The organism is Bradyrhizobium sp. LMG 9283, from assembly GCF_045571415.1.
GTDB lineage: Bacteria > Pseudomonadota > Alphaproteobacteria > Rhizobiales > Xanthobacteraceae > Bradyrhizobium.
Genome location: NZ_CP120691.1, coordinates 4,908,602 through 4,925,810, shown reverse-complemented (window position 1 = coordinate 4,925,810; position 17,209 = coordinate 4,908,602). Strand labels below are relative to the sequence as shown.

The following is a 17,209-nucleotide window of genomic DNA, read 5'->3' as shown; positions in this document are numbered from 1 at the left end:
GTCAGGTTGCGCGCTTTGTGGCGGATTGCGCCGATTTCTGCGGCTTGCCCGAGCTCTTCTGCTCGCGCGCGGCGTGGGCCTTTGGCGGCTTGGCGCTGGCAATGGCCCGCGGCTTCTTCGGCTTGGCGCTTGCAACTTCCTTGCGATCGGAGGTGCCGCGCTTCGAGATGTATTCCTGGCCGTCGATCGGGCCGACATGCGGCGGATCGCGGTCGAGATAGGGGCGACCGATGCCGAACGCCTTGCCGTTGGCGTCGACCCATTTCCACAGGATCTCGGTCGAGACCCAGCGCTGCGCGCGGTTATTGCCCTGAGTGCTGACGATGTCGGCCGCCATGCCGTGGCCGTAGCCGCCACGGCTGCTGCCGCCGTGATAGGAGCGGTCGGAGGCGGCCTTCAGGCCGCTCGCGATCGACTGACGGTAATCGTCGCGGAATGCGCTGGTGATACCCGGCGACAGGCCGGCGGCTTCGGCCGCGAGCATCATCCGGAATAGTTTCTGCTTGAAGCTCTTGTCCATGCCGCCGATGACGTAGTCCATCATCGACATGCCGGCGCGCTCGGCCGCCTTCGGATCCTTCCAGCCGAAGTCCTGATCGACCAGCTTCGTGAAGCTGCGCATCACCGTGACGGTCTTGCCCTTGCGCTTGATGGTGACGGCGCGCCGCTCCTGAACCTTGGTCGTGTCCTCTTTCGCTGTGCGCTGATAGAGCGTCCAGAGATAGCGGTCGATGCAGGCATCGATGACGAAGCATTCGTCGAGCACGGCGACGGTATCGGCAGGCGGTGATGCGTTGCTCGCGGGCGCGACGGGGCCACTTGCGATTGCCGCGGGCGACAGTGCGTCGGTCGTCACGATCTCGGCGGGATCGGCGGATGCGAGCTTGACGGGCTCTGGCGCAGGGGCGGGGGCAGCCTCGCTGGCGATGGACTGAGGTTCAGGCGAAATCTGCGGCGCGGGCGCCGCCTCCGGCGGCAGGATCAGCACAGGATCGGCCGAGGCAAGCTTGACGGCGGAGGCGGGCTCCTCGGGCGTTGCCGGCGCTGTCGCTACCTGGGCAGGCGCCGCAGCAACGGCGGCGATATCGGCAGTCAAGGCGATGCCGTCCTCGATGGTCGCAGTGTGCGGCACGTCGGCGAGATCGAGGCGGCCGAGATCCTTGGCGCGCGAGACGGCAGCCGCATTGGCGCCGCTGTTCTCGATGAGGGCAGGGACATGGGCGGAGAGAGACAACGCCAGCCAGCCGGCGAGAAGGGCCGAGGGACACGCCACCGCCACCAGAAGAGACCGCCGATCTTTCATGATCCCTGCCTCCAAACGGTTCTGTTCGAAACAACTTGTCCGAACAGTGATGATGCAAACAGTCGTGACGAAAACTTGCACAGAAAGGCACGCAGCGCGTCGATTGTTCGGGGGACGGTGTGGCGACGCAATGGCGCAAATCGGCGGATGCAGGCTTTTCGAGGCGGGTGTTGCCGAGGTGCAACGCTGGTTCCATCACGGTTTCAGCATGTGTCGACGCGAAATCGACGGCAAATGCAACATTGTCGTCAATTTGCAGCGATTGCATTTACGCAATCTTGGATTGTGGTGGGGCAGTTCTGTCGTCTGCAATCTAAGGTGGAAACGGAAGGACATCGCTGTGAATTTGAGGTGCATATTGGCCGAATTCGTCGCCGATGAGTCCGGCGCCACCGCGATCGAATACGGCCTGATCGCAGCCGGAATCGCCCTCGCCATCATCGAGACTATCTACGCCCTCGGCACCAATCTGGTCGCAAAGCTGCAATCGCTGGCGACGGCGTATCCTTCCTAAGCTTGTCCCCGTATGCGCTGCACGCCTTTGCCTCGCTGTGCTGAGCGGCAGCGCTCACAATGACGGACTGCGCTCTGTTGCATCGCTCTTTAATTCGTCTTTCCTTGACGCGATGTTTTGCCCGACGCCCTGCCGCAACTTTGCCGCGGCTGGAGCGTTGGAGGCGCCATGACACATTCTTCGCTTCGTCCCATGGACGACTTCGATCCCACCGAGCCCGCCATCCTGCACGATCGTGTTTCGGACACGATCATTACCTGGACCGCCGATCAGGCCGATGACTACCGGCGAGCGAGTCGGCGCGGGACGGATGGAACCGTGGCCTGGAAGACTTACCTCTTCGACGGCTGGGGCAATGTGCTCGGTGGCTGAGCACCGCCCCTAGAAGCGCCATGTCGCAGCCGGCCTGATTCGTCCAACGCCCTGTACGCATTAAGCATATCGTCATGCATCGGGCGCGATGTTGCGATGCAACAACGCATGTCGCATTGCAGCAAGGTTCGCCTAAATATGCTCCGACACTCACCCCTGGAGCATCACCAATGAACAAGAAGACTCTATCGATCGCCGCCGCCATCCTGACGATTGCGGGCGGCACCGCCGCCGTCGCCGCCGAGCTGCCGACCTATGAGGCCAATGGCTTCCCGGTCTCCCCGCTGCAGGTGCGCGTGCTCGGTGTTGCGCATGTCGAGCAGCAGGTCGCAGTGCCCAGCACGGTCGCTCCGATCCACCAGGCAAAGGTGCTCAGCGCGGGCAAGGCGAAGACCGCCGACGTCACCACGGGCGCCGCCCGCTAAGCCTGCTGCGTCCTGGCCGGGCATAGCCCCGGCCATCGACCGCATGACGCTGCCGCTCGATCCGGGCTAGGCTCGCTTCGCAACACGCGAGGAGCCTGCCATGACCTTCCTCCTCAACGTCGATGTCCCCGACGTCGGCAAAGCCACGACCTTCTACACCGAAGCGTTCGGCCTGACGGTCGGCCGCCGCTTCGGCGCCGACTTCGTCGAGCTGCTCGGCTGGCCGGCGCCGGTGTATCTCTTGAGCAAGCAGGCCGGCACGATCGGCGCCAGCGGCGACCGCCGCCGCTACGAGCGGCACTGGACGCCTGTGCATATCGACGTCGTCGTCGACGATGTCGACGCTGCCGTCGCGCGTGCGCTCAGCGCGGGTGCGATCCTGGAGCTGCCCGCGCGCGATGCGTCCTATGGGCGGATCGCGATGCTGGCCGATCCGTTCGGGCATGGCTTCTGTCTGCTCGCCTTCAGCGAGCAGGGATATGATGCGCTGCTTGAAAGTTCGTAGCCTGGATGGAGCGCCAGCGTAATCCGGGGCCGAATACGCGGGCATCCACCCGGATTGGCGTTTCACTCCATCCGGGCTACGCTCGCGACGGTTTTTGGCAGAGGGCTGAATCCCAATCGCGGAGCGACATGCCAAAGAAACTGAAGACCTACCAGACCTCGCTCGGCTTCTACGATCAGGCGATCGCCGCCCCCTCGATGAAGGCGGCGCTGCAGGCCTGGGGCGCCAGCTCCAATCTCTTCCATCAGGGCGTCGCCAAGGAGACAAACGACCCCGATATCGTTGCGGCGACGATGGCGAAGCCGGGCGTCGTGCTTAGGCGCCCAGTCGGCTCGGACGGTCCGTTCACCGAGAGCGCGGAGCTGCCGGCCGATCTCGGCGAGGGCGAGGCCAAGCCCAGACGTAAGCCCAAGAAGCGTCCGGCCAAGACCGCAAAGAAAACATCCCGCAACATCGATGAACAAGCGGCGCGCAAGGCGGCCGCGGCGTTCGAGAAGGAGGAGCGGCGGCGCGAGGCCGAGCGTCGCAAGGAGGAGGCCGCCCGCGCCAAGGAGCGCGCGCGGAGGGAGAAGGCCGTCGCCGCAGCCGAGGCAGCGCTCGACAAGGCGAGGCGGGAGCACGAAGCGCGGGCGGAGGAGATCGAAGCCGAGCGGGCCGCGCTCGACGCGCGCGCCGAAGCCGAGCAGGGGCGCTGGGACAAGCAGCGGATAAAGTTGGAGCAGGCCCTGCGCCGCGTGCGCGAGTGATCGGCAAGTAGCCCGGATGAAGCGACTTGTCCGCCGTAGCTCGAAGAGCGAAGGCGGAAGCGCAATCCGGGTAGGTCGTGCAACGACGCAACGCCGGTCCCCGGATGTCGCTTCGCTCATCCGGGCTACGCGCTCTTCGCGAGAGTAATTCCTTTACCATGGCTTTCGCTGTCGGTTGGAAGCTTAGCAGTCAGGACGAAATTCTGCGGTATCCTCGCCCCGATTATGCGTCGGACTTGTCCTTACGCCGCCGCAAGCTTCTGGGAGCCGTCATGAGCGATCATCGCGCCGCCGTCAGGCATCACACGCTGAGGACCGGCATGGTCGAATTCGACAATGGCAGCGGCGGCACCGTCAGCGTGCCCTGCACGATCCGCGATGTCTCCGGCACCGGCGCGCGCCTAGAGCTCAATTCTTCGCTATGGGTTGCCAAGCAGTTCGCGCTGATCTTCCGAAGCGGTCTGCGCAAGGACTGCCGCGTCGCCTGGCGCAAGGGCCGGCTGATCGGCAGCGCGTTCGTGGATGGTTATGCGAGCGCGGACGAGCAGGCGGTGATGATGACCGCGGAGGAGCAGACCCGCCACCGGCTCGGCATCGGCGCGCGCGTCAAGGCTGCGCGCGAGACCCGCGGCTACACCGAGGCCCAGCTTGCCGAGCACATCGGCGTCGCGCCCGGCTTCCTGGCGCAGGCCGAGCAGGGCGAGGCGGACATTCCGCTCTACCAGCTGATGCACATCGCAGATTTGTTGATGGTCGGTCTCGATGGGCTCGTTGCCGGCGCGCCACCTGAGGAGGTCGGTGCGGCGTAGGCGTTCGTGGCCTGTAGCCCGGATGGAGCGCAGCGTAATCCGGGATGTTGCCACAAGGCACATTGGTCCCGGATTGCGCTCCGCTCCATCCCGGCTACGCTCGCTGCCAAGGCCGACAGCGTTCATTCAAACAACGTCGATAGCAAATTGGCTTGCCTTGCTTTGCACCCCTGTTGCACTCTCTTAGGGGAAGGAGACCAACGCATGAAGAAAAAGACCATCGCGTGTGCGCTCGGAACGGCGCTGGTGCTGTGCAGCCTTGGGATATCAGGTGCTGAAGCCCGGACGCGGAAGACTGTCGTCGTTCGTGAGCCGCAGCAGAGGCTGATCGTCACCGCGCCGGTGCTCCGGCCGACGCCGTGGGATTACAATATTGTTCCACGCTATCGTTATCGCCCCGAAGACGACCGGGTCGATCCCTACGGCCCGCCACTGGTGCCGTCATACGTTCGCTATGAGGGATGGCGGTGGCCGTATTGGTGGTGAGTAACGATCACATTCTAAGCATGTGATGATCGGCCGGCGGCGGATGCAGAACTGAATAACCCGCTGTCGGCGCAAAGCGCCGGCGGTGACAGGTTCTGCACGTGCGGCACAGCCCTCGATTTCGCCACGCTCGATCCGCGCCAAGGCCCGTTCAACCATTCGGACGGGCTCATTTTGTCTTTGGACAGGTCGAGTTCTTGCGAAATCGACCATCGTCACCAACCGCAACCCGGAGAAGTTGAACTCCGATAAGCCATCATCTCTGCGTGCGAGGGCCGCGATTGGGAAAAAGTGGCAGAATGGAGACTGTCAACAGTACATCGAGGTAGAACGACATTTATCCCCGTAATAAACCCAATGCTGCTTGGGGTTTTGGGCTCTTATTGGGAGAATCAGTGATGGCAAGTGTCGAACAATTGCGCAGACGGGAAGGAGTGAACTTGGTCCAACTCGAAGCGGATATCGCTTCGATCCGTTCGGGAAGCTCCATTACTTCAATTGCTCTACCTGATTACGTCGAGCACACTGCGGGCGTGTCGCGCGTCGGCGCGCTCAGCGCGGAGGCGGTCATTCGCGACTATGAGTCCGCTGCCAAAGAGATCGAGGCCATGGGCAGCGAGTTGATCGACGCCGCGCAAAAATGCGAGGCGCTGACGGCCCAGGTTCATGATGCGATCGCCTTCATGCGAGAAACGGCGGCGGGGTATCGTGAAGAGGGACGAAAGATCTTCAAGCGCATCGAAGAATGCGCGCTCTTCACCGAAGACGTCCGCAAGACCTGCGAACAGGTCAAGCGCAGAATGACCGAAGTCTCGGTCGGCCCATCCTCCGATGAGGAGCTTGCGCCGCAAGAGCCCGAGCTGACCGGGATCGCCGCCAAGGCGACGATGAGCGAGCTACCGTGAGGCGGGCGTAGAGTGTAGCTCGCAGGATGGGTTGAGCGCTTGCTGAACCGGGCATCGCGCGCGGCGTCGATGCGGATCGCATCTGCTCGTCGAGCCAAGTCGCTCCACCCATCCTGCGGCCTGCAGCTTGTCATCTAACCGTCGTCATCCGCGGCGAGCCGCCCGCTTGATGCGGGCTGAGGACGGAGTGCACGGCTACAGTTTCAACGGGCCTTGACGCCGATGAGCCTCATCCTGAGGAGGCGCGTAAGCGCCGTCTCGAAGGAGGAGGCGTTCGCGCAGGCCGCCGCCACGAGTCGTATGCGATAGTCCCCTCTGATCGCGCTTTCAGGGCCGCAGCTCCGTGCTCTCAAAGCCGACCGGGTCTCTTGCTCAAAACAACCCCCGGCTGTACGCTGCGCTGCAGAAAAGTGCATTTGCGGGAATGGATCGGCTGAAATGACCGTGGTTGAGAGTGTGGCGCCCGAGCAAGTTGCGGCGCCGAAAATGCCCCCGGGCGTGCTTGTCGAAGGCCCGGTGGTCGAAGCCAAGTTTCGCGATTCCTACATCTCCTTCGCCATCATGATCGGCGGCTCGATCGCGGCGCTGGTCTGGGCCTTCTGGCAAGGCATCGGCCGGGTGGAGCTCTCGGTCTTCGCCGGCACGTTCGTGCTATCCACGATCGGGATCGGCTTCATGCATCGCTACTTCGTGCACCGGAGCTTTCGCTGCGGTCCGGTAATGCGGACGATTTTCGCCGCACTCGCGACGATGGCGGTGCAGGGCTCGATCCTGAAATGGGTGAGCAACCACCGGCGGCACCATCTTCACTCCGACAGGCCCGGCGACGTCCACAGCCCCTATTATGACGGCGGCGGCAACCCCTACACCAGCTTCGCCAAGGGTATGTCGCATGCGCAAGGCGGCTGGGTGTGGGACCGCGAGACCACCGACGCCACATATTACGCCAAGGACATCCTGGCCGACCCGATCGCGATGTTCTTCACGAGGACGCGCTGGTACTGGTACGCGCTGTCGGCGCTGATCATTCCGGGCGCCATCGGCTACGCGTTCGGCGGCGTGCACACGATGATCGGCTGCATCCTGTTCTCCGGCCTGTTCCGCAGCTACCTCATGACCATGGCCACCTCGCTGGTCAACTCGGTCTGCCACAGCGACGGCCGCTATGGCTACCGCCGCTTCGAGACGAATGACGGCACGACGAACGAGCTGGTGACGACGATCCTCACCTTTGGGGAAGGGCTGCATAACAACCATCACCGCTTTCCGCGGGATGCGTATCTGTCGCACGCTTGGTACGAGATCGACATCAACGGGCTGATTATTCTTGGGCTTGGGAAGCTGGGCCTGGTGCATGATATCTTTGGGGTCGGCAAGCGTCAGCTGTCGGCAGATGCGGAGCCGGGCGGGGCGGAGGCTGTTGCCGCGCCGAGCTCGTTCGATGGCATCGCAGAAGACCTTCGCTCGGCTGGAAGGTAGACTTGCGCGATTAACGCCTTCCATCGAAGGCGAGCCGAAGCCGCAGCTTGTCAGGCGTCACATTCAATCGCGCGTGCGAGAAACAAGCCGGCGCTTTGCGGGCTCACCAATCCGGATCGCCGTAATAAGGATCGGCCATATAGGGCGGCGGCATCCAGGGGCCTCGCGGCGGCGGCCTGGGCCGCCGTGGCGCGGCGTCTGGCACGTGCGCCCGGGCACGCGCGGCCGCATCGTTGTTCACCACGCTGCGCACGACGGGCTTGGCGGCTGCTGAGGCGGATGACGTCGATGACGCACTCAGTTGCGTTTGCAACGCCTGGACCTGCGCGGCGAGGCGCGCATTGTCCGCCGCATCCTTCTCCTGCGCGGCCTTGAGCTGCTCGATGGTGGCGGCCTGGTCGCGCAGGGTCTGCTCGCTGCGGCTCTTCAGCTGCTCGAGCTTGCCGTTGATGTTCGCAAGCTCGCTCGTGATGGCCTTGAGCGATTGCGCGAGCTCGGACGATGATGCCTCGGCCGCCGTGGCGGCAGGCTTCGGAGCGCTTTCCGTGTCCTTAGGCGCGGGCGGTGCAGGCACCGGGCTCGGCTCATCTGCGGCCGCCAGCAGCACCGTCGCCGGCTGCGCCGGGCTTTCCGCCGCGGACGCTTGCGGGGGTGCGCTCGCGGCCGGCGGAGCCCATCGCGCCATGATCGACATGCCGATCGACTTGGCCTCATCGCGATATTGCGAAGCGACGGCGGCACCGAGAAGGCCGATCGCCATCACGAGAATAGCCAAAGCACGCATCATCGCCCTGTCTCCCTTCAGGCCCTGATCGCGAGGCTTGGTGTTTAGAGGCTTGGCATCAGGCGCCGCCGCCTTGTTTGCGGAAGTGGCGGCTGCCGTCGCGGCGCTTGCGTGCGAGATCCGCGGGGCGTCGCTGCTCCGTTCCATTCCGGAAACCAGCCGGTCCAGCCGCGCAAGGTCTTCCTCTGCGCTCTTGATGCGGTCGTAGGCCCGCGCCAGCCCGCCGTCGGTGCGCGCCTCATCCGGCTTTGCCGTTTCAGGCTTGGTGGTATCAGACTTGGCGGTATCAGACTTGGCGGTATCAGGTTTGGGGTCGTTCGTCTCAGGCACCGATGCGCTCTCCATCCGGTCGGGCGTCAATGGGAGGCAGTCCGATCTTTGGGAAGGATAGGTCTCGCCGCTGTCCGACACAACGCGCGTGCCAGGGAAAAATTATGGCGACCTCGGCATACGATGCGCGACACGGCGCTGTCGCGCGATCGCTTGAGATCTTCTGGCGCTGAAACAGCCGGGGGCTGCTTCCCCAGGTATCCCCACGGCGTGCTATGCTGTCGCGGGAGGAATCGCAATGAGGGTCCCTACCGCGATACTCGCCCTGCTTCTTTCAGGTCCGGCCTCCGCCCAGGAGTGCCAGACATGCTCAATGGCCGACGCCTGCATGAAGGAATACGCCAAGACCACGTCGGAGGCCCAACGGGCCACTAAGCAAGGCATCCGGGATTGGAAGCAGAATCTGGACAGAAGGGCCTCTGCAGAATTGTCCAGCAGGGGCATCCTCGCATTGCAAGACGCCATGGAGGCACAGGCTCGTACGGAGCTGGAGCGCCTGAAGGAGTGCCTGGCGAAGATCAGGTAGGGTGCAAAGGAGGATCCGATGAAATCGCTTTTGCTGCTGACGGCGAGCGGTCCGCTGCTTGTTCTCACCTCGCATGAGTCCCTGAACGACCTGAAGCTTCTCGGGGTGCTCAGGCAAAAAGGTATCGGCAAGTTCGTCGCGTTCGAGGTTCCCTTGTCGCTCGCCAGGGAGCGCTACGGTGGGCACTTTCAGGCGGTTGAAAGCAACCTGCACGAGACCGATGATTTGAGAGTGCTCGACTTCAATGGCCAGCGGGTGTTTCAGCTCTTTCGTTTCGAGGAGCTCGGTTCACCGATGCTGATCGAACAGTCGTGATCGGTTTTGCCTTGCGGCATGACCTGTTTCGAAAAAGCCCATTCATGGCGTTGCGGCGGCGAAAGGGCCAGTTGAGCAGCGCTGTTCTCGCCATGAGCGTTCGTTGAGGGGAACGAGCGCTGGCTCATTCCGTTTTCTTGGGGCGTTTGTCAGAGGAGGACAACATGAAAGCAAGGATCATCGCGCTCTCTGCTGTCGTTGTCATGGCTACAGCACCTGCCGTGCTTGCCCAGGGTGTATCGAGCAAGACGCCAGGTCATGAGATGCAACAAATGGGTTCCCAGAAAGGCGGGCCGGGCGCTTCCAGCTACGCTCCTGGGCATAAGAAGAAGCATCACGCGAAGTCCGCGAAGAGCACCAGCCCCGGCGCGTCGAAGTACGCTCCAGGACAAACGACAGGTCAAACCACCGGCACGAGCACGGGGCCGACCACCGGCTCGAAGTCAGGTTACTGAACTCCAGGCGGTCCTTAAGCGCGTAGGGTGGGTTAGCTCCGCGATTGCGCAAAGCGCAATCGCTCGGCGTAACCCACCTCCTTCATGTCGGCGCGCGGAGAGGTGGTGGGTTACGCCGGCGCACCGCGCTTCGCGCGACCGCCAGCTAACCGACCCTACGGATCTACTGCGCAAAGCGCAGTTCTTGGGATGGTCGAGCGGAGCGAAGCCCATCAACGAATGATGGGTTGCGCAAGGATAGTGCTCATCCTAGGGCCTTCCGGCCCCGCGGCGCTGCAATAGGCGGCTGTCGCTAGTGACGTATCGCGCGGATTTCGAGCGTCGTCTGGGTGAGCCTGGCCACGAACCCCTCGAGATGCATGACCTTTTGTCTGGTCAATTGTTCATGCAGCTCGGCGATCTTCTGGGATTCGGCGACAAACGAGTCGCACGCCTGTTTCGCGTACTCCATCTGAAACTCAAACGCCTCGACGGGTGAACGCGCCGTCGCGAGCTTTCCCAGGAAGCTCCAGGCTTGCTCAAGCGACGTCCTGATGTAGTCGCTATAGGCCTCGGCAATCGCCTGCGTGCCGGCCTGGAAAGGCTCGACCGGTGCGACGGGCGGGCTTGCAGCGATCTCCATCCCGGAAGCCTCGCCCGGCAAGGCTGCAGCCGAAGGTACCTCCGCACTGATCTGTCGGCTCGGCTCTTGCTCGGTCACATGCTCGGTCTCTTGTCTCTTCTCCGCCGAGGCATCCGGCAATTGATGCGCTGCAGTTGCGCGTTGCTCGCCGGCCCCGGTCCGTTGTCCAGGCTTCTTCTTCCCGCCGCGCCGGCCGGATTTCCCCGTTGGCTTATTTTCCACCGCGCTCAACATTGCAAATGGCTCCTGAATATCGATGAAGCCGCGAGCCTCCGCCGCGTTTGCGCTGAAATCGCGATTGTGGGCTGTCGCTTGCGTGGCGACCATGTGGTGAGATTTTGCCGCTGCATCTTCGATGCATCCGGCAAAGAGTCGCTGATCCAGATACCTGCGGGATGGCCGCGTCAGAAGGCCGCGATACGAAGGACCCTTGGCGCTTCCTAATCGAAGGTTTCATGATCCAACATCGCTCAAAGCCCGTAGCCCGGATGAGCGTAGCGAAATCCGGGATTCTTTGCGGTTGGTCGCCCCGGATATCGCTACGCTCATCCGGGCTACGCTTGCTGTCACCGTTCTGGAGCCGGCAATCAATAGCGGCCGCCGCTGCCCTTTTGCTGCGTGATCCAGGCCGACAATGTTTTCGGTGCCGCTTTCGCAATCCGGCCCGGTGAGGCCTTCGGATTGTCGCGGACGCCTTTCGTCGGACGGGTGCGCGGCGCTTCCGTTTCGCGGACGCCCTTCAAGGCCGCCGCCGATGCCTCAGCGGCTTCTTTCTCCAAGCGCAACTGTTTCAATCGCGCCATCTTGATGCGCTCGGCCTCGACTTCGGGTCGTTCGGCGAGCTGCGGCTTGTGCTGAGCAAGCTCCGCCGGGACCACGACGCCGAGAATGGTCGTCTCGCCGAGCGCCTTGCATGCTTCGAGCCGATGCAGTCCCTCGACCAGAACGAGGCGGTCTCCGTCGAGCCGAACGGAAATCGGGGCCTGTTGTCCGATGTCCAGAATACTCTCCGCGATCTCCGCGACGGTCTCGGGCTTGATGGCTTTCCTCTGCTTCGTGGGAACGAAGATCTTCTCGATCGGGAAGCTTTCCGGTTTGGGCATAACCTGACTCCGCTTCTACCGGGCCCGTCGGAACCGATGCCGGTGGGGTTGGGAGTTTAGGGGGGAAGCGGCTGACCGCAAAGGCAATTTCGGCGGCGGGGTGTTGATGAGCATCGGGGCCGGAGCCAAATTGCGATTGCGGTGACAGTGCATAAATTGAACGCTGTCCACCAAACGCGAGGCGACGCCAGCGAGGGAATTCAACTTCCTTCAAGTCTCGGAAGCCCAGTCGTTTGAGTAGGCGCGCCGTCCAATCGTAAGACCACGCTGACATTCTTCCATCAGCGCCAAGTCTCTTGTCTAAAAAGAATTTCAGAGAGTTCGGCGTTATTTCGATTCCTCCGAGATCTCCACGCTGCACCATATTTTTAGCGTGATCTTCAATCTTCTTGTCTGCGTCTTGAATGGCCTGAAATACTCAGCGACAGCTGATTGGGCATGATGCCTAAGATCGATTGGCTGTTCTGTTTCCGACTGCATAGTCTTCAAGCGCCTTGGCCAAACAACGATGCCCGGGGCAAGGCCGGGCATCGCAAGAGTTCATTTCACTGTCCTTCGTCGACGGCGGCGTAACGAGATTTCGAATGTAACATTCACGAACACCCCGTCGTGCTTCCGCAATTATATTATTAGCCTGCAAACATTCGTGTGTATGTAGAGGCACTTAGGACTCGGCATATTTCCTCACAATATTCCGACTTCATGTAAGTCGGAATATTGCTGTCGAGCGAAGGTGCTCGGGCTCACCAGGGATCAGGACGTCTGCCCCCGGAGCCACTCGTCTTCGGCTTACCCTTGCCATCGTCGTGCTCCTCGACAAGGGACGCTTCGCTCTTCGCCCTTGTCCGGTGCGCGCGCCGTTGGCCGCGTCCGCCTGCGACGGCGGCTCCGGGGATCAGAATTGCTGATTCCGCTCGATGTCGCCCACCATTCCGGAATGATCTCGCCCACCGTTCCGATTTGATGTCGCCCACCATTCCGAGATGATCTCGCCCACCATTCCGGGATGATGTCGCCCGGGTGTCGCAAGAGCGAACCCGGGGTGACGAGGCCTCTTCTGGCTCCGATACGGTCCCGCCTTTCGGCTTTGCGAAGGGGGACCTGGATGCCGACGGAGAGGCTTGCGATGCGCCATGTGCGCGAAGTGATCAGATTGAAGTCGGCTGGGATGCCGACCCGCGAGATTGCGCGGCGGTTGGGGACGGCGCCTTCGACAGTGCGGCTGACGATCCGGCGGTTCGAGGCATCGGGGCTGACCTGGCCGCTGCCCGATGACGTCACCGACACTGATCTGGAGGCCCGGCTGTTCGCCAGCGCCGGTGCGGGTTCCGGCGCGCGGCGGGGCCATCGCCGGCAGGCGGAGCCGGACTGGGCGGCGGTGCACCGCGAGCTCCGGCGCAAGCACGTGACGCTGTCGATCCTGTGGGAGGAGTACATCGCAAGCGAGCCCGGCGGGTATCGCTATTCGCGTTTCTGCGAGCTCTACCGCGCCTGGGAAGGCCGGCTGTCGGTGACGATGCGCCAGTCGCATGCGGCCGGCGACAAGCTGTTCGTCGATTATGCCGGCGACGGCGTGCCGGTCGTGATCGACCGGCTCAGCGGCGAGCGGCGCGCCGCGCAGATCTTCGTCGCGGTGCTCGGCGCTTCCAGCTTCACCTACGCGCAGGCGACCTGGACGCAGGGGCTCGCCGATTGGATCAGCGGCCACGTCGGCGCCTTCGAGGCGATCAACGGCGTGCCGGCGCTGCTGGTGCCGGACAACACCAAAGTCGCGGTGATCAAGGCCTGCCTCTACGATCCGCAGATCAACCGCAGCTACGCCGACATGGCGGCGCATTACGGCTCGGCCATTCTGCCGGCCAGGCCGCGACGACCACGAGACAAGGCGAAGGTCGAGCAGGCGGTCCTCATGGTCGAGCGCTGGCTGCTCGGGCGGCTGCGCCACCGCATCTTCCACAGCCTCGCCGAGGTCAATGCGGCGATCGCCGAGTTGATGATCCGGCTCAACGAGGAGCGGCCGATCCGGCGGCTCGGCGTGACCCGCCGCAAGCTGTTGGAGGAGATCGATTGGCCCGCGCTCAAGGCCTTGCCGGAGAACCCTTACGTGTTCGCCGAGTGGCGGATCTGCCGGGTCAGCATCGATTATCACGTCGAGGTCGAGGCGCATTACTACAGCGTTCCACATCGCTTCGTCCGCGCCGAGGTGGAGGTGCGCTTCACGGCTCGCACCGTCGAGATCTTCCACAAGGGTGAGCGGATCGCCGCGCATCAGCGCATGAGCGGCAACCACAAGCACACGACCGTGCCGGAGCACATGGCCTCCAGTCATCGGCGCTACGCTGGCTGGACTATCGAGCGCATCCGTAAGGACGCCGCCTCGATCGGGCCGGCCACCGCGGCGCTGTGCGACCTGATCCTCGACGAGCGCGCGCATCCGGAACAGGGCTTCCGCGCCTGTCTCGGCATCATCCGGCTCGCCCGATCCTACGGGCACGAGCGGCTCGATGCCGCCGCCATGCGGGCGATCGATATTGGCGCGCGCACCTACGGCTCGGTCAAATCGATCCTTGCCAACAATCTCGATCGGCGTCCTTCACCCAAGCGCTCCGCGGACGACGCGCCGATCCTTCATCCCAACATCCGCGGACCGCGCTACTACAATTAGGAGATCACGTCTTGCTTACGCATCCGACCCTCGATCAACTGTACGCGCTCGGCCTGCATGGCATGGCCAAGGCCTTCGCCGACGTCGAAGCCGGCGGCGAGGCCGCAAGCCTCGGCCACGCCGAATGGCTTGCGCTGCTGCTCGAACGCGAAGCGTCATTGCGACGCGACAAGCGGCTGTCGAAGCGGCTGCAATACGCCAAGCTGCGCCAGGAGGCCTGCGTCGAAGACATCGACTACCGCACCCCACGCGGCCTCGACCGCAGCCTGCTGACGATGCTGGTCGAAGGCCGCTGGATCGATGACCACGCCAATCTGCTGATCTGCGGGCCCTCCGGCGTCGGTAAGAGCTGGCTCGCCTCAGCGCTCGGCAACAAGGCCTGCCGCGACAATCGCTCCGTGCTCTACCAGCGCGTCCCGCGGCTGTTCACCGATCTCGCTTTGGCGCGCGGCGATGGCCGCCACTCCCGCCTGCTGCGTGCGCTTGGCCGCGTCGATCTCCTCATCTTCGACGACTGGGGCCTCGAGCCGCTCGACGCCGCGGCCCGCCACGACCTCCTGGAGATCCTCGAGGACCGCTACGGCCGCCGCTCCACCATCGTCACCAGCCAGCTCCCGGTCGATCAATGGCACGCGCTGATCGGCGATCCCACCTACGCTGACGCCGTCCTCGACCGCCTGGTCCATAACGCCCACCGGATCGATCTGAACGGCGAAAGCATGCGGCGAACCCGCAAACCTGACCGAAAGGCCTGAGCCTGTGGCGCTGTGGACATGCCGCTACGCTTGGACAACGCAAGAGCGTTGCCCACATGCCCACAGCAGGAGCAACAGAAAAACCCGCCCGTCGAGCCGCGATTCAAGATTGACCGCGCGGCTTCGCCGATGCCAGAAACCAGACAGCCAGAACGCCTCGCGCCCCGGGCGACATCAAATCGGAATGGTGGGCGAGATCATCTCGGAATCCTGGGCGAGATCAAATCGGTACACCCGGGCGAGATCATCGGAATCAGCAATCAGAATGATGATGCCGCTGCTGGACTTCAGGAAGTCAGTGTGGTTGTGGTGCCGGACCCCAAGCGATGGCGAAGGAGGTTTGATATGCCCCTTAAGACAACCAAGTTCGACGTGCAGGATTACCTGAAGACGCCGGATCAGCAGGCCGCCTATCTAGAAGCAGCGCTTGAAAGCGATGACCCTTCGTTCATTGCTGTCGCTATCGGAGATCTGGCCAAGGCCCGGGAAGTTTCGAAGTTCTCCCGTTCGGAGAGAAACTGAGCCTTTTGGTCTCTATGCGCGCCGGCCCTTCGCATTCTCTCGTGCTGCGATTTCTCAATTTGTTTGACATTTGACCTCGGCAAGGGCTCCTGTAAGTCGGAATATTGCTGTCGAGCGAAGGTGCTCGGGCTCACCAGGGATCAGGCAGTCTGCCCCCGAGCGCCTTTCGTCTTCGGCTTACCGTTGCCACCGTCGTGCTCGCCCGCAAGGGACGCTTTGCTCGTTCCGCCCTTGCGTGCTGCGCGCGCCGTCGGCCGCGGACGCCTGCGACGGCGGCTCCGGGGATCAGACTGATGATGCCCAGGCTTCGACTTTAGGAAGTCAGGATGTAAGTGCTTGATGACGATCGGATCGCCGTATGAGATGTCCGCTCCACCCACCGGAACCGACTCGTCGATGGTCAAGTTAACCGCTATGGGCCAACAAACATGGCCCTAAGTAAGATCAGCTCGTGTTTGACGACTTATCGCCGGAATCAGAATCTTAGGCTGGTGGCAACGATGCGGCCCCGGGCACAGCCACTAATCGCCCCAGCCGCACGGCCGTCAATCCAGCCCAAAGGCGCTGCGATGGCATGATTGCGATGCAATTGTCGTGTGGGGTTACAACGGGCTCGCTGCCGTCGTAACCAATCAACGTACCAGCGTCCTTGATGATTTCACCACCGCGTAGTGGCAAAGCGAACACGAACTCATTCTTGATAGTCACCGGCATCGTAATCTCAACGAAGCGTGTTGCCTCTTCTGGCAACGCCACTACTCGGCCCCTGGCGTAGCCGCTAGGCAGCATCGAGAACCGGTCGAATATACGCAGACAGGCGGCGTAGGCCACGTCGGCGCTGGAAGCTGCCCAATGCTGCCCGCATTCGAGAAGCAGCGCAGTCCTCGTCGAACTCGGATCATTGAAGTCTCCGAAGTCGCGCATGCGCGCTCCTTGCGCGTGCCCTTTGTCGATAACGACGAGGTCAGCAAGACCCACGGCGCGGGCCAGCTTTTTGCTTTTTTCAAGTGGTCCGGCGAGAACGAGTGGCTCGTTTGGATGCTGCGTCGAATGCAGGTCCAGTAAGAAGTCCGCCTCTTTCAACAGCGGCAAAAGCTCGGCGGCGCGGTGAACGTCAGCGCTCCGGGAAGGTCGTTGTGCGAGTATCTCAGGAGCCCAGACCCGGTTCATATCTTCGTCGACCCATCGACTCGCGCGCGGGTCAGAAGGTGTGAACTTTGCATAGGCATCAACATTGACGAACGCGAGTGTTACGCAGCCTCTAGACGGTCGGAAACCATCAGTCAAAAGCCGGTCTAGAGCGATCGCTCCGCACGGCTCATTGCCGTGCACAAGCGCGGTAAGTAGCAAATGCGGCCCTGGCGCTGCCGCTTCCAACCGATGCACGTAGGGGATGCCGATATTTCCGTTGCACCAACGTCCGATGTCGGGAGCAGCGATCTCGACTGGATATTCGAGAATCTGTTGCTTTTGATCGCGCTTTGCTGAGCTCATGCAATTCTTCGCTTGAATTGAGGGTCAGAACTCATTTCTTGTGAGATAGTTGGCACATGGCAACTTCGCAGCAAGCAGTAATTTGGGCTGCTAA

General features: G+C 62.7%; 20 protein-coding genes. 15 read left to right on the top strand and 5 right to left on the bottom strand.

The annotated features are described in order from the left end of the window. Position 1 precedes the first annotated feature (1 nt). Positions 2-1,303: a hypothetical protein gene (locus P6U29_RS23255; protein WP_407112465.1), complete on the bottom strand. Its 1,302-nt coding sequence runs from the start codon at positions 1,301-1,303 to the stop codon at positions 2-4. 340 nt (positions 1,304-1,643) lie between these two features. Between P6U29_RS23255 and P6U29_RS23250 the strand changes: the two genes are divergently transcribed. The 9 genes from P6U29_RS23250 to P6U29_RS23210 all read left to right on the top strand — a co-directional run bounded on the left by P6U29_RS23250 (position 1,644) and on the right by P6U29_RS23210 (position 7,544). Then, positions 1,644-1,817 (top strand): Flp family type IVb pilin, encoded by a 174-nt coding sequence (locus tag P6U29_RS23250; RefSeq protein ID WP_407119400.1) that lies wholly within the window; start codon positions 1,644-1,646, stop codon positions 1,815-1,817. 168 nt (positions 1,818-1,985) lie between these two features. Continuing rightward, positions 1,986-2,189, top strand: coding sequence for a hypothetical protein (locus P6U29_RS23245; RefSeq protein WP_407112464.1), 204 nt, complete (start codon positions 1,986-1,988; stop codon positions 2,187-2,189). 170 nt (positions 2,190-2,359) lie between these two features. Continuing rightward, on the top strand, positions 2,360-2,614 hold the full coding sequence (locus tag P6U29_RS23240) for a hypothetical protein (protein ID WP_407112463.1): 255 nt from the start codon (positions 2,360-2,362) through the stop codon (positions 2,612-2,614). Positions 2,615-2,714: 100 nt separating this feature from the next. Further along, positions 2,715-3,119, top strand: a complete 405-nt coding sequence (locus tag P6U29_RS23235; RefSeq protein WP_407112462.1) for a VOC family protein — start codon at positions 2,715-2,717, stop codon at positions 3,117-3,119. A 128-nt stretch (positions 3,120-3,247) separates the two neighbouring features. After that, positions 3,248-3,865, top strand: a complete 618-nt coding sequence (locus P6U29_RS23230) for a cell envelope biogenesis protein TolA (protein ID WP_407112461.1) — start codon at positions 3,248-3,250, stop codon at positions 3,863-3,865. A gap of 272 nt (positions 3,866-4,137) precedes the next feature. Then, positions 4,138-4,674 carry a helix-turn-helix domain-containing protein gene (locus P6U29_RS23225; protein WP_407112460.1) on the top strand — a complete coding sequence of 179 codons (537 nt, stop codon included), beginning with the start codon at positions 4,138-4,140 and terminating at the stop codon, positions 4,672-4,674. Between the two features lie 204 nt (positions 4,675-4,878). After that, entirely contained in the window at positions 4,879-5,160 is a 282-nt protein-coding gene (locus P6U29_RS23220; RefSeq protein WP_407112459.1) for a hypothetical protein, read from the top strand. A 398-nt stretch (positions 5,161-5,558) separates the two neighbouring features. After that, on the top strand, positions 5,559-6,065 hold the full coding sequence (locus tag P6U29_RS23215) for a hypothetical protein (RefSeq protein ID WP_407112458.1): 507 nt from the start codon (positions 5,559-5,561) through the stop codon (positions 6,063-6,065). Between the two features lie 438 nt (positions 6,066-6,503). Then, positions 6,504-7,544, top strand: a complete 1,041-nt coding sequence (locus P6U29_RS23210) for an acyl-CoA desaturase (protein WP_407112457.1) — start codon at positions 6,504-6,506, stop codon at positions 7,542-7,544. Positions 7,545-7,647: 103 nt separating this feature from the next. Here the strand turns inward: P6U29_RS23210 and P6U29_RS23205 are convergent, their stop codons facing one another. Next, complete coding sequence (locus P6U29_RS23205; protein WP_407119399.1) at positions 7,648-8,673, bottom strand: hypothetical protein; 1,026 nt, start codon at positions 8,671-8,673, stop codon at positions 7,648-7,650. Between the two features lie 298 nt (positions 8,674-8,971). On the opposite strand from P6U29_RS23205, the gene P6U29_RS23200 reads away from it, so the two are divergent. The 3 genes from P6U29_RS23200 (at position 8,972) to P6U29_RS23190 (ending at position 9,954) form a co-directional block, all read left to right on the top strand. After that, the gene (locus tag P6U29_RS23200; protein WP_407112456.1) at positions 8,972-9,184 is read left to right on the top strand and encodes a hypothetical protein; all 213 of its coding nucleotides are present in this window, start codon (positions 8,972-8,974) and stop codon (positions 9,182-9,184) included. Between the two features lie 18 nt (positions 9,185-9,202). Further along, positions 9,203-9,499 (top strand): cytosolic protein, encoded by a 297-nt coding sequence (locus tag P6U29_RS23195; RefSeq protein WP_122403456.1) that lies wholly within the window; start codon positions 9,203-9,205, stop codon positions 9,497-9,499. A gap of 164 nt (positions 9,500-9,663) precedes the next feature. Then, positions 9,664-9,954 carry a hypothetical protein gene (locus P6U29_RS23190; RefSeq protein WP_407112455.1) on the top strand — a complete coding sequence of 97 codons (291 nt, stop codon included), beginning with the start codon at positions 9,664-9,666 and terminating at the stop codon, positions 9,952-9,954. A 292-nt stretch (positions 9,955-10,246) separates the two neighbouring features. Here P6U29_RS23190 and P6U29_RS23185 read toward each other — a convergent pair whose 3' ends face one another. Beyond that, on the bottom strand, positions 10,247-10,903 hold the full coding sequence (locus P6U29_RS23185; RefSeq protein ID WP_407112454.1) for a phasin family protein: 657 nt from the start codon (positions 10,901-10,903) through the stop codon (positions 10,247-10,249). Between the two features lie 260 nt (positions 10,904-11,163). Then, positions 11,164-11,679, bottom strand: coding sequence for a ParB N-terminal domain-containing protein (locus tag P6U29_RS23180; protein WP_407112453.1), 516 nt, complete (start codon positions 11,677-11,679; stop codon positions 11,164-11,166). Positions 11,680-12,805: 1,126 nt separating this feature from the next. Between P6U29_RS23180 and istA the strand changes: the two genes are divergently transcribed. From istA to P6U29_RS23165, 3 genes are read left to right on the top strand one after another with little or no spacing between them, the layout of a single operon-like run. After that, positions 12,806-14,344: an IS21 family transposase gene (gene istA, locus P6U29_RS23175; RefSeq protein WP_407119398.1), complete on the top strand. Its 1,539-nt coding sequence runs from the start codon at positions 12,806-12,808 to the stop codon at positions 14,342-14,344. An 11-nt stretch (positions 14,345-14,355) separates the two neighbouring features. Continuing rightward, positions 14,356-15,099, top strand: coding sequence for an IS21-like element helper ATPase IstB (gene istB, locus P6U29_RS23170; protein WP_407112452.1), 744 nt, complete (start codon positions 14,356-14,358; stop codon positions 15,097-15,099). Between the two features lie 18 nt (positions 15,100-15,117). Further along, positions 15,118-15,621 carry a DNA-binding protein gene (locus tag P6U29_RS23165; protein ID WP_407112451.1) on the top strand — a complete coding sequence of 168 codons (504 nt, stop codon included), beginning with the start codon at positions 15,118-15,120 and terminating at the stop codon, positions 15,619-15,621. 483 nt (positions 15,622-16,104) lie between these two features. Here P6U29_RS23165 and P6U29_RS23160 read toward each other — a convergent pair whose 3' ends face one another. Beyond that, on the bottom strand, positions 16,105-17,115 hold the full coding sequence (locus P6U29_RS23160) for a succinylglutamate desuccinylase/aspartoacylase family protein (protein ID WP_407112450.1): 1,011 nt from the start codon (positions 17,113-17,115) through the stop codon (positions 16,105-16,107). Positions 17,116-17,209: the final 94 nt, after the last annotated feature.

Excerpts from the sequence above, each read along its gene's own strand:
- P6U29_RS23255 (WP_407112465.1), bottom strand. The coding sequence starts at position 1,303 with ATGAAAGATCGGCGGTCTCTTCTGGTGGCGGTGGCGTGTCCCTCGGCC.
- P6U29_RS23245 (WP_407112464.1), top strand. The coding sequence starts at position 1,986 with ATGACACATTCTTCGCTTCGTCCCATGGACGACTTCGATCCCACCGAG.
- P6U29_RS23240 (WP_407112463.1), top strand. The coding sequence starts at position 2,360 with ATGAACAAGAAGACTCTATCGATCGCCGCCGCCATCCTGACGATTGCG.
- P6U29_RS23235 (WP_407112462.1), top strand. The coding sequence starts at position 2,715 with ATGACCTTCCTCCTCAACGTCGATGTCCCCGACGTCGGCAAAGCCACG.
- P6U29_RS23230 (WP_407112461.1), top strand. The coding sequence starts at position 3,248 with ATGCCAAAGAAACTGAAGACCTACCAGACCTCGCTCGGCTTCTACGAT.
- P6U29_RS23225 (WP_407112460.1), top strand. The coding sequence starts at position 4,138 with ATGAGCGATCATCGCGCCGCCGTCAGGCATCACACGCTGAGGACCGGC.
- P6U29_RS23220 (WP_407112459.1), top strand. The coding sequence starts at position 4,879 with ATGAAGAAAAAGACCATCGCGTGTGCGCTCGGAACGGCGCTGGTGCTG.
- P6U29_RS23215 (WP_407112458.1), top strand. The coding sequence starts at position 5,559 with ATGGCAAGTGTCGAACAATTGCGCAGACGGGAAGGAGTGAACTTGGTC.
- P6U29_RS23210 (WP_407112457.1), top strand. The coding sequence starts at position 6,504 with ATGACCGTGGTTGAGAGTGTGGCGCCCGAGCAAGTTGCGGCGCCGAAA.
- P6U29_RS23205 (WP_407119399.1), bottom strand. The coding sequence starts at position 8,673 with ATGGAGAGCGCATCGGTGCCTGAGACGAACGACCCCAAACCTGATACC.
- P6U29_RS23200 (WP_407112456.1), top strand. The coding sequence starts at position 8,972 with ATGGCCGACGCCTGCATGAAGGAATACGCCAAGACCACGTCGGAGGCC.
- P6U29_RS23195 (WP_122403456.1), top strand. The coding sequence starts at position 9,203 with ATGAAATCGCTTTTGCTGCTGACGGCGAGCGGTCCGCTGCTTGTTCTC.
- P6U29_RS23190 (WP_407112455.1), top strand. The coding sequence starts at position 9,664 with ATGAAAGCAAGGATCATCGCGCTCTCTGCTGTCGTTGTCATGGCTACA.
- P6U29_RS23185 (WP_407112454.1), bottom strand. The coding sequence starts at position 10,903 with ATGGTCGCCACGCAAGCGACAGCCCACAATCGCGATTTCAGCGCAAAC.
- P6U29_RS23180 (WP_407112453.1), bottom strand. The coding sequence starts at position 11,679 with ATGCCCAAACCGGAAAGCTTCCCGATCGAGAAGATCTTCGTTCCCACG.
- istA (WP_407119398.1), top strand. The coding sequence starts at position 12,806 with ATGCGCCATGTGCGCGAAGTGATCAGATTGAAGTCGGCTGGGATGCCG.
- P6U29_RS23165 (WP_407112451.1), top strand. The coding sequence starts at position 15,118 with ATGCCGCTACGCTTGGACAACGCAAGAGCGTTGCCCACATGCCCACAG.
- P6U29_RS23160 (WP_407112450.1), bottom strand. The coding sequence starts at position 17,115 with ATGAGCTCAGCAAAGCGCGATCAAAAGCAACAGATTCTCGAATATCCA.